The organism is Neolewinella antarctica (assembly GCF_011927835.1).
Lineage (GTDB): Bacteria > Bacteroidota > Bacteroidia > Chitinophagales > Saprospiraceae > Neolewinella > Neolewinella antarctica.
In genome coordinates this window covers 704324-717829 of sequence record NZ_JAATJH010000002.1, presented here as the reverse complement: position 1 = coordinate 717829, position 13506 = coordinate 704324, and the positions used below count along the sequence as shown (strand labels likewise).

At 55.1% G+C, this 13506-nt stretch carries 12 protein-coding genes; 4 read left to right on the top strand and 8 right to left on the bottom strand.

The genetic code is table 11. The features are described 5' to 3' along the window. Positions 1-11: 11 nt before the first annotated feature. From GGR27_RS20410 to GGR27_RS08145, 3 genes are all read left to right on the top strand, one after another. The gene (locus GGR27_RS20410) at positions 12-1271 is read left to right on the top strand and encodes a hemolysin family protein (protein ID WP_168036923.1); all 1260 of its coding nucleotides are present in this window, start codon (positions 12-14) and stop codon (positions 1269-1271) included. Between the two features lie 146 nt (positions 1272-1417). Next, the gene (locus tag GGR27_RS08150; protein ID WP_168036922.1) at positions 1418-2566 is read left to right on the top strand and encodes a mechanosensitive ion channel family protein; all 1149 of its coding nucleotides are present in this window, start codon (positions 1418-1420) and stop codon (positions 2564-2566) included. 52 nt (positions 2567-2618) lie between these two features. Continuing rightward, the gene (locus GGR27_RS08145) at positions 2619-3053 is read left to right on the top strand and encodes a DUF1801 domain-containing protein (RefSeq protein ID WP_168036921.1); all 435 of its coding nucleotides are present in this window, start codon (positions 2619-2621) and stop codon (positions 3051-3053) included. Here GGR27_RS08145 and GGR27_RS08140 read toward each other — a convergent pair. From GGR27_RS08140 to GGR27_RS08130, 3 genes are all read right to left on the bottom strand, one after another. Then, positions 3050-4225, bottom strand: a complete 1176-nt coding sequence (locus GGR27_RS08140; RefSeq protein ID WP_168036920.1) for a cystathionine gamma-synthase — start codon at positions 4223-4225, stop codon at positions 3050-3052. The two genes, GGR27_RS08145 and GGR27_RS08140, sit on opposite strands and share 4 nt — an antisense overlap. 173 nt (positions 4226-4398) lie before the next feature. Then, positions 4399-4860, bottom strand: a complete 462-nt coding sequence (locus tag GGR27_RS08135) for a T9SS type A sorting domain-containing protein (RefSeq protein ID WP_168036919.1) — start codon at positions 4858-4860, stop codon at positions 4399-4401. A 27-nt stretch (positions 4861-4887) separates the two neighbouring features. Beyond that, the gene (locus GGR27_RS08130) at positions 4888-5136 is read right to left on the bottom strand and encodes a hypothetical protein (protein WP_168036918.1); all 249 of its coding nucleotides are present in this window, start codon (positions 5134-5136) and stop codon (positions 4888-4890) included. Between the two features lie 555 nt (positions 5137-5691). On the opposite strand from GGR27_RS08130, the gene GGR27_RS08125 reads away from it, so the two are divergent. After that, positions 5692-6273, top strand: coding sequence for an RNA polymerase sigma factor (locus GGR27_RS08125; protein ID WP_168036917.1), 582 nt, complete (start codon positions 5692-5694; stop codon positions 6271-6273). A gap of 203 nt (positions 6274-6476) precedes the next feature. Here GGR27_RS08125 and GGR27_RS08120 read toward each other — a convergent pair whose 3' ends face one another. The 5 genes from GGR27_RS08120 to GGR27_RS08100 form a co-directional block, all read right to left on the bottom strand. Continuing rightward, positions 6477-8108 carry an aspartate:alanine exchanger family transporter gene (locus GGR27_RS08120; protein WP_168036916.1) on the bottom strand — a complete coding sequence of 544 codons (1632 nt, stop codon included), beginning with the start codon at positions 8106-8108 and terminating at the stop codon, positions 6477-6479. 135 nt (positions 8109-8243) lie between these two features. Further along, positions 8244-9380 (bottom strand): glycosyltransferase, encoded by a 1137-nt coding sequence (locus GGR27_RS08115; protein WP_168036915.1) that lies wholly within the window; start codon positions 9378-9380, stop codon positions 8244-8246. 114 nt (positions 9381-9494) lie between these two features. After that, the gene (locus GGR27_RS08110; RefSeq protein ID WP_168036914.1) at positions 9495-10991 is read right to left on the bottom strand and encodes a lipopolysaccharide biosynthesis protein; all 1497 of its coding nucleotides are present in this window, start codon (positions 10989-10991) and stop codon (positions 9495-9497) included. A 33-nt stretch (positions 10992-11024) separates the two neighbouring features. Beyond that, positions 11025-11855: a phytanoyl-CoA dioxygenase family protein gene (locus GGR27_RS08105; protein ID WP_168036913.1), complete on the bottom strand. Its 831-nt coding sequence runs from the start codon at positions 11853-11855 to the stop codon at positions 11025-11027. Between the two features lie 353 nt (positions 11856-12208). Then, a complete protein-coding gene (locus tag GGR27_RS08100) occupies positions 12209-13483 on the bottom strand; it encodes a hypothetical protein (RefSeq protein ID WP_168036912.1) in 1275 nt (424 codons plus the stop codon). Positions 13484-13506: the final 23 nt, after the last annotated feature.

Sequence of the window (13506 nt, the reverse complement as noted above, 5' to 3'; positions counted from 1 at the left end):
AACTTACCACCGTGCTAACCTTCGCCATCATTGCTTGCCTCGCCCTTTCCGCCCTCTTTAGTGGTTCGGAAATCGCTTACGTGAGCGCAAACAAGCTTAAGGTCGAACTGAAGAAAAAACGCGGAACGGTCCAGAGTAGAATTTTGGCCGGGTGGTACGACCGACCGTCCGAATTTCTCAGCGCGATGCTCGTCGGGAACAACATCGCCCTGGTGGCTTTCACCTCACTCATCACCGCCGTGCTCAAACCGGTGATCATGGGCTGGACCGGTTTGCCGGATGGCTTACTGCTCTTACTCTGCGTCACGCTGGTGATTACCATCATCGTCCTGATTTTTGGGGAGTACTTACCGAAAACACTCTTCAGGCTCTACGCGGACGACGCGCTGTACGGCCTCTCCTACCCGATCCGGGTCCTGCAGTGGTTACTTTATTTACCCAGCAAGATCATGACGGGAGTGAGTAACATTCTCCTGCAACTCGTTTTCAAAGAACCGGGCACCGACCTGGATAACGTTCTGACCAGGCTCGATCTGGAGAATTTCGTCAACGAAAGCGGTTCGAACGACGAGGACACCGGCGGCATCGATACGAAGCTGTTCGGTAACGCCCTGAACCTCAACACGGTGAAAGTGCGGGACTGTATGATTCCGCGCAACGAGATCGTGGCGATCGACATCAACGCTACGATCGACGAGTTGGAACTGAAGTTTCAGGAATCCCGGCTGAGCCGGCTGCTCGTTTACCGGACCGACGTCGACGAAATCGAAGGGTACGTACACCACCACCAGCTACTGAGTATGCCGGAAAAGCTTTCCGACATCGTGCTGGACATCACCTTTTTACCGGAAGTTGCCAGCGTGACGGACGTGCTGCACGACACCATCAAGGACCGTTTCAGCATTGCCTGCGTGGTGGATGAATTCGGTGGCGTAGCCGGGGTGATCACGATGGAAGATATGCTGGAGGAAATCTTCGGAGAGATCGACGACGAACACGACGACGATACTTACACGGAAGAAGTGCTGCCGAAGGGAGAATTTCTGTTCAGCGGCCGCCTGGAAGTGAACTACCTCAACGAGAAGTACCAACTGGACCTACCAGAAACGGATTACCACACGCTTTCCGGGCTGGCCATCGGCGTCGCGGAAACCCTACCGGAAGAGCAGGAACGCATCCTAATCAAAGGGTACGAGCTAATCATGGTGGAGGTAAGTAATACCAAGGTTGAACTGATCCGGATGCGGCCGGTGGCGGACGAGGATGAGTGAACGCTTCGCGATGAATTCATTTCCATCCCCCAAATTGTGTAGCGTCATCGAATAATTTCCGGATAAAGGCCCCTTCCGAACACCCCGGCTCACGCGTCGTTAGCGAGCTTTAGCGCGTCGATCACCTAAAATTCTGAGCCTCCATCATGAACGAACTCCTACCCTTCCTACAAGACTTCCCCCTCATCGTTCGCATGGCCATCCTCTGTGGTTTTGCGCTGCTCATTGCGACGGCTTTCGTACTGGTTTTTCGCCCGATCGTCGGTGCGGCGGGGCGGCGGACGAATAGTTATGCGTTGCAGGAAGTGGCTAAACGTACGCGGTCCAGTGTCTTCTGGATCGTAGCGAGTGGCCTCACCCTTAGTTTTTGGGATGGGCTGGCGCCAGCTTCGGGGGCAACGGACGCGACGGTTCTCCCCGCTTTCGTTCGTGGTTTTCAAATTCTGGTACGAACGTTTCTTTACGTCTTTATTGCCGTGTTTATTCTGAAGTTGGTCAACATCGGGGCGGATACGCTGCGCCACGTCTACGCGATCGACGACCAGAATGACTTGCGGGAGCGTAAGATCCTTACCCAGCTACAGTACATTCAGCGCATCGTCGGCATCGTTATTTTCATCATTTTTGCCGCGCTCATCCTCATGCAGTTCTCCGCGATGCGGAACCTGGGCACGGCCCTGCTGACCTCCGCCGGCGTTGGCAGTATCATCATCGGCCTGGCCGCGCAGAAGTCGATCGCTAACCTACTGGCCGGCTTCCAGATCGCCTTTACCCAGCCCATCCGCCTGGACGACGCGCTGATCGTAAACGGCGAGTACGGCTGGGTGGAAGAGATCACCCTGACTTACGTCACCATGCGGTTATGGGATGAGCGGCGGCAGATCATCCCCCTCCAGAAATTCATCGACGACACGTTTCAAAACTGGACGCGTTCCAGCACGCAACTCATCGGCACCGTTTTGCTCTACGTAGACTATACCTTTCCCGTCCCCGCCCTGCGGGAAGAATTGTTGCGCTTCCTCCCCACGCAGCCCCTCTGGGACGAGCGGGTGCACAGCGTTGCCGTCACGGACAACACCGACCGGGCCATGACGATCCGCGTGTTGGTCAGCGCAAAAGACGCCAGTGATACTTTTGCCCTACGTTGTGCGACCCGGGAGCACTGCATTGGCTGGATTCAGGAGAATTACCGGAATTGCCTGCCGCAAAACCGGGTGGCTCCTCCCCTCACCTCCGGCAAACCCTCCGCCGACGTGGAGAAGGTGGGTGGGTTTACGGACGAGGAGCTTGACTAACGCAATCTCTTCCTGGGCGCTCCGCCCCGGTAAAAATGATTAGCTTAGGAGAATGTCCTACCCTGTCATTACAACCGACCCGCTTTTTACCAAGAAATTAGCCGAGTACCCGCCCTTACCACAACAAAGATTAGCGCGGTTGAGGGCGCTGGTGCGAGAAGTTACCACCGAAGCACCGGAGATCGACCGTCTGGAAGAAACCCTCAAATGGGGAGAACCGAGTTTTCTCACGAGGGGTGGGAGCACTTTACGGATGGACTGGAAAGAGAAAGCTCCGGATTCGTACGCGCTGTATTTCAAGTGCACCAGCAAACTCATCCCGACCATCAGGGAGATTTACGGTGATCAGTTCAGCTACGCTGCTAACCGTGCCATTGTCCTTCCCCTGACCGCGGAGCCGCCGGTAGCGGAAATTAAGAATTGTATCCGCCTCGCGCTACGCTATCACCGACTCAAGCACCTCCCGTTGTTGGGAGAAACACCCTAGGCAACCCCAACCGCCGCCGCCAACGCAAGCTCGAGGTCTTTGACCAGATCAGTTCCATCTTCAATTCCTACACTCAGGCGAATCAAGCTGTCCGTCAATCCAACGCTGAGCCGCTGCTCGCGCGGAATGCTGGCGTGGGTCATCGTCGCTGGGTGGCCGATGAGTGATTCCACGCCACCGAGGGATTCGGCGAGGGTAAAGTAGTGCGTGTTCTTCATGACTTGTGTCGCCGCCTCCATCGTGTCGTCCTTCAGATCGAAAGAGATCATGGCACCGAAATCGCGCATCTGCTTTTTGGCAATATCGTGTCCGGGGTGGTCGGTTTGGCCGGGGTAATACACGTTGGCAACGAGTTCATTCGCGTTGAGGACTGCAACGATTCGCTTAGCGTTCTGGCAAGCCCGCTCGACGCGGAGGTGCAGGGTTTTGATGCCCCGCAGCACGAGGAAACAGTCCTGGGGGCCAGGCACGGCACCGGCCGCGTTTTGCAGGTAGTAAAGTTGCTGGGCGAGGTCTTCGTCGTTGGTAACGACGGCGCCCATCACGACGTCCGAGTGGCCACCGAGGTACTTCGTGGCGGAGTGCAACACCAGATCGGCACCCAGATCGAGCGGCTGTTGCAAGTAGGGGCTGGCGAAAGTATTATCGACGACGCTGATGAGGTTACGCCGCTTGGCGATGTCAGTGAGCACCGCAATGTCCACAATGTTGAGCATCGGGTTGGTGGGCGTCTCGATCCAGAGCATCTTGGTTTCGCTGGTTACCCGGTCGGCAACGGCGGCGGCGTCGCGCATGTCGATGAAGCGGGATTTAATCCCAAAACGGCCAAAAACGGTGGTCAATAGCCGGTAGGAACCGCCGTAGAGATCGTCGCTCGCCAGCACTTCGTCGCCCGGGCTGAGGAGTTTGAGCACGTTGTCCATTGCGGCGAGGCCACTGCTGAAACAGATGCCGTGGGTTCCGTTTTCGATGGACGCCAAGTTATCCTGCAGAGCACTCCGGGTGGGGTTCTTCGTGCGGGCGTAGGCGTAGCCCTGGTGTACCCCGGGGGCGGATTGGGCGTAGGTCGAGGTTTGGTAGATCGGCGTCATGACGGACCCGGTCAGGGGGTCGGGTGCGAGGCCACCGTGGATGCATTTGGTGGCGAAGGCGGCGTCTTTGCGGGTGGACATGGGAAGCGATTTGGGTGGTTACAAAGTTAACCAGTTACCGGGATACACCCTGTTCTCGCCAAATTATCTTTGCGCGCCCCCATTACCCTGGCACCCGCGACCGCGCCTCATTTCGGTAGATTTTCGCACGTATTCCAAACATTGAGATAACCCTTCTCGGAAGCCAGTGAACGTTACTGCTTCACTAACTTCCGGCTACCGATCTTCCCATCAGCAAATTCCACGCTGATGACGTAGGTAGCCGCGGGCAGGGTTGAAGTGCTGAAGCTAGCAATACCGACGTGTTGCTGTAACAATTGTCCGGTTATGTCGTACACCAGAATCTGTTGAATATCGCCAGCTGAAGTAACGTTGACCCAGTCCTGAGCCGGATTTGGTGACACGGTAAATTGCGGAATCGTATTGGCTTCCTCCCCGTAAAGAACGACATTTGTTGTCGTGCTATCCCGTTGCGAGGCGGACAAAATTGCCGTCCAGCGAATGACGTAACGCTGTTTTAGTGCCCGGGCTGTCTCCGCATTAATCACGGAGGGGTACTCCGGAAAGTCGAAATTGCCATCGGTATACCTAGCATAAACCGAAAACCCCTTTTCACTAGGCGCGTAAATTGCGGTGTATCCTGATAGCTGCCACATTTCAGCCCCCCCGCTTGCGCCCTGCTCTTACTCCAAACTGACCAAATAGTGAGGGGTTGTCTCGAAGTTATAATCCTCGGTATTTATCCGCACGGTTATGCCGGCAACCCTACCGTCAGTGCCACCATTCGATAGAGCGGGTTTGTAGTCCACCCAGTCTTCGGGCGTCGTTACCCCCTGTGCGATCCGCATCGGAGTAGTCTCGTACACATCCTGCGCAATGAGCGCGGAGGAACACAGCACCGTGGTGATGCCAAAAATTAAAAGTAGTTTCAAGGTTGTCGGTGTTTAATCGTTAGGAAAGAACTCAAAGCATACAATTCGCTAATGGATGGTGAATATAGATCAAGTGTGCCGCAAATTCAAAGCCGGGCCAGCAGTGATGCGCACGACCGCCGCCAGCATCTTAGCCCGTGGAGTAGGAGCTTCTGGTCTCGGTCGCCAAGTCTGGACCTAGAAAGGGTCGCTAATCGTTACAACGACAATATTGTGCAAGACAACCGTACGACAATAGTAAGGAAATACCGAGAAGAATTTAATTTGGAAAGCACGGTCGACCCCGCGCACATAAAGGGCTTTAGGCCCAGAACAGGCTATTTTTTAAAGCATAAGGACTCCGTTAAGGTCGTCATAAAGACCGCTCCACGACAAGGAAAGCCTTGTGCAAGTGACTAAGCTTTACTTATCTTTGACACTACCGATGGCAATCCTTGCCCGGCTCACGATCAACTAAAGCGACAACCTATACAACAACGTCTACACTAACTACGCCGGTATTTTCAGTCCGGCGGACCCTCGGGAATTATCCCAAACAGCTTTCAAACGTTAGTCATGGACATCAAGTCGCACACCGATCAGGCCCTGATCACCCTATACCTGTCTGGAGAAGACCGCGCTTTTGAGGAACTCCTCGGCCGCCACCAACAGAAAATCTACACTTCCATCTACCTTTTCACGAAGGACCACAGCCAGGCTGAGGACATCTTTCAGGAGGTATTCATCAAGATCATCGACACGCTCCGCAAGGGCAAATACAACCACGAGGGTAAGTTCCTCCAGTGGGCCATGCGGATCAGCTACAACATGTGCGTCGATTCGTTCCGCCGCAACAAGCGCCGCCCCATCGTCGGCCAGACGGAAACCTTCGACATTTTCGACGTCCTGCAATCCCCCGAGCGCAACGCCGAGGACGAGATGATCCGCAGCCAGACGCACGACAAAGTGCGCCACCTCGTCGACTCCCTCCCACCCGAGCAGCGCGAAGTCGTCATCCTGCGCCACTACGCCGACATGAGTTTCAAGGAGATCGCCAAGCTCACCCGCGTGAGCATCAACACCGCGCTCGGCCGGATGCGTTATGCGTTAATCAATATGCGTAAAATGGTGGACGAGAAGCAGATCGCGCTGCGGTAGTTTTCTAAGTCATAAACCTGATGGTGTTTGCACGCACCGTCATGAAAAATCTGAGCCCCGTTACGTTGACTACGTAGCGGGGCTTTTTTTTGCGTGGACGCGGGTGCAAGGGATATTGGAAGCAGCAAAAAGGTAAATCCAAGTCGATGGATACGCTTAACTTTTACAAAGTTACGGTCGCCTCATAAAGCCTTTTGCCCGAATCACCGTAACAAATTATACAAAATCTGCACCGCCAGAATTTTTCCAATCAACACCATCGGTAGCAAGCGCGTGTACCCGATGGTCGGATACTTGTTCCCGACCTGCTCCACCGCAAAGTCCAGCACCGCCGGCTGGCTGCCCACCATACCACCCAGAAAGCTGAAGGGTATCCGTAATATTTTGTACCCGACCAGTAAGGTGGCCAGCGTACTGACGATGGCAATCATGCCGCCGGCAAAGAAGAGTTTGTATCCGAGGTCCGTTTGTAGCGTCCCGAAAAAAGTCTGTCCCGAACGGATGCCGATACCGGCCAGTAGAAAAATCAGCCCGACCTGTCGCAGGGTCAGGTTCGCACCGTAAGGCAAAGTCCATACGATTGGCCCCGTCCGGCGCAACTGCCCGAGGACGAGGGCGACGATCAGCGGCCCACCGGCAAAACCCAGGCTGAAACTGTAACCACCGGGCAGGGTGATGTTGATCATGCCCAACAGTAAGCCTAGCGCAATACCGAGGCCGAAGCTCAGCAAGTTCACCTTGGAAAGCGCTTCGTAGCTATTCCCAAATACCTTGAAGAGTTCCGGCAGATCGTCCCGGTGCGCCACCATTAGAATCCGGTCGCCGAGTTCCAGGGTTGTTTCGCCAGAAGCGAGGAGGTCCATATCGCCGCGCTGAACGCGGGTGATGAGGATATTGAAGCGGGATTCCAGGTTAAGGCTGGCGATCGTTTTACCGGCGATGTCGTCGTTGGAAATAAATATCCTACGGACGTCAAACACGCTCCGGTCGTGCGTGAGCTGCTCGGCGGCGGGCGGGCCGACGAGGTGAGCGGTTTCCTCGATGGCTTCCCGCGTACCGACGAGCACGATCCGGTCGCCAGCGCTCGGTACCGTATTCCAGTTGGTTAGTGAAGTACGGCCGTCGTGCAGGATGCGACCAAAGGCCACGTTCACGTCGTTATCGCGGCGAAAATCCCGCAGGCTGGTCCCAATCAACGCGGCGTTAGTTACGTCGTAAGTGAGGCTCACCAGGGTGTCACCCAGGGGATAATCTTTGGAAAGTTCCCGCGCTTCCTTACGGTAGTCGATCTTGAGTACCTTTTGTAACAACACGATACCGAGCATTACCCCGAGTACGCCCATGGGGTACGCCAGGGAATAGCCCACCACGGCCTGCTCGCTCATCCCATCCACGGCACCCGCGGCCGCGCCCTTCTGAATGGCGTCGAGCAAACCGGCCAGCGCTGGTGTATTGGTGCTTGCCCCGGCGTACAGGCCTCCGGTCAGCGCCGCGTCGAAGCCCAACCACCGACCAACTCCGTAGGCCAGCACGGCGGAAAGGAGCACGGTGAAGGTAGCGAAGTAGACATCCTTGAGCCCGTGGTGCCGAAAACTGGCAAAAAACGCCGGGGCGGAGCTTAACCCCACGGTGTAAACGAAAATAGCCAGGCCCAAAAAGATGATGAACTGCGGCACCTGTAGATCGGGACTGAGCGCGCCGAACCCGAGCCCGACGAACAGCACGGCCGCCACACCGAGTTTGAAGCTACCAATCTTTATGTCCCCCACCCCGTACCCGACGGCGATGACGACAAACAGCAACAGTAAGGGGGAACTGGCGAGGGTTTCGATCATGGCCGGGTAAGCATTAGTTGAATACGGGGCGGCTGCGCTCCGCCGGGAAAAGGCGGGCGGCCCGGCAAAGTTCCCGGACCGGGGTAATTTACCCCGAGTGCCGGGCTATAATTCCCTTGACCGCACCAGGAGCACTCAGGACGGCACGGCGTCCATGGCGAACTCATAAAAAATATTGAACTGCTCTTTGTCCAAAATATCCGCGGTTCCGAACCGGTCCTTCGCCCAGGGCACGCTAACTAAATGGGCGTTGACCGCGTTGGCGAGCAATTCCCCGTGCTCGATTTCTCCGTCAAAAGTCTCGCCATTTTTTGCGTACAAGTCAGTCATGTAACCCTTCAAGATCTCGATCGTATAGTCTTCGCGGAGGCGCTTCGTCAGGCCGTCCGAATCCACGACGAACTCGTCGCAGCGCTGCACGGCTTCCAGCAAAGCATCGTCACTTTTCTCATAAGTCTCGAAACGGACGGAATTTTGCTCGTTCAGGTGGTCGATGCTGCCGCCGGCGCGGATGTGCTTCCAGGTCACGACGGGTAAACCGCAGATGAGGGCTTCGGCTACTACCCGGGGCTCGCCTTCCTGCTCGGAAAAGAGGGCGAATACTTTAGAGAGATTCATGAATTGAGCGATCGTCTCGCTTGGCATACCGATAAAGCTCATGTCGCTGGCCAGGCGCATCATTACGAAATCGTTGCGCTCTTCGTCCGAAAAGAGCTCGTAATAAAGGTCCATTAATTCATTATCGAACCGTTTCCCTGGCTCGTTGACGCTCATTTTGTTGACGACCAGCACTTTCATGCGGTGGCCCCGGTCGTACAGCCTTCTGATGGCCAGGACGAATTCACGTAGTCGTTTGGTAGCGCCGTTGTTACTTACCGAAAGAATGTCCCAAAGTTTGAGCCCGAGATCCATGGGCCGGAAAGTCTTGTGGATAAAGGAACTACTGGAAAGCGGGATGCGAAAAACCTTTGATTCGTCCTGAAAACTCACGGTACTTTTGGTGCACAAAAAAAAGTCGATCTCGGGCAGCGGCGCGTAGTTCTGGTGGTACCACCCGAAGTGCTGGCCGACGTAGTAGTGCTTTTTCAATTCATCGAACCGGGTCTGGTAGAAGGGCTTTAACTCCGTCAGTGGGAAGAGTTTGCGCGTCAGTTCATTGACCTTTTCAAACCGGATCTGCTTGACCGCCTTGTTGAACACCAGCGCCTCTTTGTGGGTGATCAGCAGGATGCCCTTTTGGTCTTTCTTGGGTAGCTTCAGCAGGTGGGCCATGGGCGGGTGAGTATTTGTCGGTTCGGGAGCGCAAACATACAAAGCCGGTAAGCAACCGGAACGGAACCCATCACTATCCGTCAACCCGGCCAGCTGATATTCAGGCGAGCGCAACTACCGAAAGAGGTTTTTAATCCCTCCCTTCAGTACCGCCCGGAAAGCAGGCACGCCGTTGGTAAAATTCAGGTACGCCAGAAATGAAAGACTAACGAAACCACCCCGGATAACCACGTCCAGCCAAGCAAATTCCGTACGCGGAATCCATACGCCAAGCCCGCAAACCACCAGGATCACCAGAGCCGTGTAGCCAACACTCCGCGAGAGGGGATGAATTCCCAGACGCGAGTAGACAAAAATCATTTTGACCACATTATACATGATGAGCGACAACATGGTGGCCAGGGCCGCGCCGGTAATGCCCATACCCAGCGTCACGATAAATACGTAATTCAGGACCAGGTTGACCCCGCCCAGCACAAGCGAGAATACAACGCCCCACCGGTAACTATCCGTAAAGGTGATCAACAGTGAATTGATTGACGTCAATTGGTCGAACAACTGCCCGCCACCCAGCAAGATCGCCGCCGTGTAGCCCAGCGCGAGTTGGCTGGTCTTGCCGGTCAGCTCGTAAACCGCCGGCAGACAGACCACCGCCCCGCTGTAGATGACCCCGCCGGCCAGAAACAGAACGGTGGCCGTTTCTTTGTACAGAAATCGTAGCTGTTCCGTATCACGCTGCTCCCAGGCCTTAGCTACCAGTGGTGCGCTAATGGTATTAATTGCCGCGTAGGGAATCATCATCACCCCGACGACAAATATGGCAAACGTATAAACCGCGGTATCGTAATTACCAATGTACGTATTGATCATCACCACGTCCAAATGGGTAGCCAACGCAGAACCGATGCCGCCAAAAATACTGTAGGCACTCAGACTTACCATATCACGAACGCCCTGCTGCTTGAACTTAAGCCTGCCCCAAACCGGCCTGAACACACCCAGTACGATCGCATAAACGACCAGACTTAGCGTAGCCAACCAGTACATACCCACGAAGCTCCAAATGAAGCCGTTAGTAGATAAATACCCGTAAATGGCTAGCCCGAACAGTACCGGCAGCAAGAATTTGGGCAGCAAACTGTTGAATAATGCCGGGATCGCAATGCGGTGGTTATTGCTCAGGTGGGCCGTCAACACCATTGAATAAACCAGACTCGCCAACAGCGAGATGATCTTCCAACGGTCCGTCGCCAGTAGCCCGATATCGTAGCCCTGGCCGATCAGATACTCGGCTGCTGCTTGGCCATACAGGAGGTTCGCCAACGATAAGGTGGCTACGTTAAGCGACACCAACACCAAGGCCCGGTTGACCAGTTGTTGGGCGGCGGTTCTGCGGTCGCCCTTTAAGTAAGGCAAGAACCGGACGATGACGATCTGTACGCCAAAACTTCCAAAAATACCGAGTAGGAACACCCACTTGATCACGGCATCCGCGTATCCCTTCAGTTCCAGATCTTCGGGGTAAAGGACCAGTTGAGCGATTGCCCCCACCGCTACGGCGAGGTAGCTGATGAGGTTATTCTTTATCGCCTGCCGCTTGATGATGCCCATGTAAAAGCTCCTTATTTACCGGTATTCCTCCAATCAATCCCGGGCGGGGAGGACTAGTGGCGCCATCGCGGCCGGTACGCCCCGCCCCCCGATCGCCGGTCCGCGAAAGACGTACTGGGTAATGGCGTAGCGCCGCCCCTCGTTGATCGGTGAGCCCCGGTGGATGCCGCTCGTATCGGCCAAAATTAGTGTCCCGGCCGGACCGGTAATATGACGGCGGGGGTAAAGGTGGCCGTGTTTGGCCAGAATGTCATCCATCTCTTCGGGCGAAAAACGATCCTGAGAATGGCCGATGTCGTTTTCGGCGATGGTTTTGTAGACGGAAGATTTTCGGTGGGTATTCTCCAGATACTCGAAACCGCCGTTCTTTTCACCGACGTCAGAGAGATACATGATGGCCTTGAACTGTTGTTCGTGCACGGCATCCCGGTGCCAGCCGCCGCCGCTACCGAGGTTTCCCGGCCGGTATTCGACGCGGTTCATCATCGCGAATTCATCGAGGCCGTCGAGTGGGGCCTGGTAGTAGATCGACTTGATTTCGCGGATGGATTCGTCCTGCAAAAACGTCTTTCCGGAAGAACTTACGCGGTCGAAGCCGTAGATGCGGTGGTCGGAGCCGGTGTTGTCTTTCCAGATTCCGGGGAGCTCGTCTTCGACTAATCGGTCGAAGTCGTGGCGTGCCTGGGTGCAGGCCTCGGTGGTCCAGAAATTGGGAATGATTGCGATGCCCTTCGTCTCCAGGTCGGTCATGGCCGTTTGCCATTTCCGCTTTACTTCCTCGTTCGGCGCGCTGCGGAAGCGGTGCAGGAAACGTTTGCCGTTGATGCGATAAGCAGCCGTCAGAAGGTTGGTTATTTTGGCCATGGGCTAGGGTAATTAGGAATGATTGGGCGCGGACGCGGGATGCAAGGTAAGGGGGAAAGCAAGGATTACGGGGTGGGCCCCGGGGTCATTTAGGGCAAACGCACCAAACTGCGTAAGCTGCGTTTTTGATTGGCGATTCTCGATATTTGATTCTTGATTTAGCTACCGCATTTGGCAGCTCACTGCGTTCGTTTTACGTGATTGTCACTTTTTTGAGTGATAATAATTATTTTGATGCGTTTGCCCTATGGGGTCATTGCTAGAGAAACGTTCGAATCGAGTGTTCGGACCAAAAATCACTGATTTCGCTTCGCTGAACTCAGCAATTTATTGATCTGACCGCCTCAACCAGCCTATTCTTTAGTCCGAACGCTCGTAGTGGCCAATTCATCAATGGCAGCAAACGCTAAATCACTACTCAATTTGCCTCCAGCATCCTTCACGTAAAAATCCGCGCGGTGCAACACCGACGGCCGGTCCCTTCGCTGCCGACGAACTACGGCAAGAAAAACTTCTACCGTCGGTACCACTTCAACTAATCCGTTTTCGATAAAGCCGTAGCCATCGGAAAGCTGTCGACCCGGAGCCAGGAAAGGACCGTAAAAGGAACTGACGTTCATTAACGCCGCCTCCAGGTGGATTCCCGTATCGGTAGCTAAGATAACATCCTGGTTACTGAGGTAGGTGAGCGCGTCCTCCGCTTTTGCATCCGACCAGTGTATGCCCGGAGGCGTGGCGGGGCTGGGCCGCTCGTCGCGTGGGTGCTTGCGTAGCGTAACGGTTAGCTCGGGAAAGGCGGAAAGGATACGTTTGGCCGTTTCGACGACGACCGCGGGGTCTTCAAAGAAACCGTAGGGAATGCCTATCCGGTGGATTTCACTACCCTGGTTAACTCTATCGCGAAAGACATCGTATTTCGGTGAGCCGATCAGCCGTACTTCGCCACGTACTTCTTTTCCGTCGTCCGTATATTTTCGGTAGCTGTCTTCTCCCTCCAGCAGGGAGAGGTCGAAGATCAGCGGGGGGAAGTCCGTCACGATCGGGGCGTGGGGGAGGTAGACCGTTGGTATTCCCTCCAGGCGGGCCGCAACCGCGAGTGCGCGGGTGAAAGTGTAGTGATCGTTACTCAGTACGATGAGTTCCGGGCGGTACTCGCGTAGGACGGCCCGTTGGTTTTCTAGGCAGCCCGTGCCGTGAACGAGGATTTGGATCAGGTAACGGAAAAGGCTTGGTTGTTCTCTGAAAACTCTTAGGAAAAAGGGTAAGTAATGCCCTAAATAAGCCATTTTCGGTCGTGGAAACCAATTGACGGCTACCGAGGGGAAGCGGGTTTGGTAGACGTTCGCCGGTACCTGGACGTAACGCTCATCCGCTAGCAAGAATGCCGTAGTGTTTTCTTCATTTCTACTCCCGGCCACCACCCAACGCTTGCCCTTTACCCCCAAACTCTGCATCCCGCGACCGCGCCGCCAATGAATCAGATTTCCGAGCAGCGAGCGACCCGCCGAAACTACCCGGATGAGTAGATTAGCCCGATAATGCGCGGCCTTGGCCCCGGTGCGCAGCTCGAACGCGGAACGTTGTAAATAGAAAGCGTAAACTTCCCGATACAAGGGAAAAGTGGGCATGAGACTAGTGGTAAATGTTGATT

Bases quoted from the DNA above. Each gene is read 5' to 3' on its own strand.
- GGR27_RS08150 (WP_168036922.1), top strand. From the start codon at position 1,418: ATGAACGAACTCCTACCCTTCCTACAAGACTTCCCCCTCATCGTTCGC.
- GGR27_RS08145 (WP_168036921.1), top strand. From the start codon at position 2,619: ATGTCCTACCCTGTCATTACAACCGACCCGCTTTTTACCAAGAAATTA.
- GGR27_RS08140 (WP_168036920.1), bottom strand. From the start codon at position 4,225: ATGTCCACCCGCAAAGACGCCGCCTTCGCCACCAAATGCATCCACGGT.
- GGR27_RS08135 (WP_168036919.1), bottom strand. From the start codon at position 4,860: ATGTGGCAGCTATCAGGATACACCGCAATTTACGCGCCTAGTGAAAAG.
- GGR27_RS08125 (WP_168036917.1), top strand. From the start codon at position 5,692: ATGGACATCAAGTCGCACACCGATCAGGCCCTGATCACCCTATACCTG.
- GGR27_RS08120 (WP_168036916.1), bottom strand. From the start codon at position 8,108: ATGATCGAAACCCTCGCCAGTTCCCCCTTACTGTTGCTGTTTGTCGTC.
- GGR27_RS08115 (WP_168036915.1), bottom strand. From the start codon at position 9,380: ATGGCCCACCTGCTGAAGCTACCCAAGAAAGACCAAAAGGGCATCCTG.
- GGR27_RS08110 (WP_168036914.1), bottom strand. From the start codon at position 10,991: ATGGGCATCATCAAGCGGCAGGCGATAAAGAATAACCTCATCAGCTAC.
- GGR27_RS08105 (WP_168036913.1), bottom strand. From the start codon at position 11,855: ATGGCCAAAATAACCAACCTTCTGACGGCTGCTTATCGCATCAACGGC.
- GGR27_RS08100 (WP_168036912.1), bottom strand. From the start codon at position 13,483: ATGCCCACTTTTCCCTTGTATCGGGAAGTTTACGCTTTCTATTTACAA.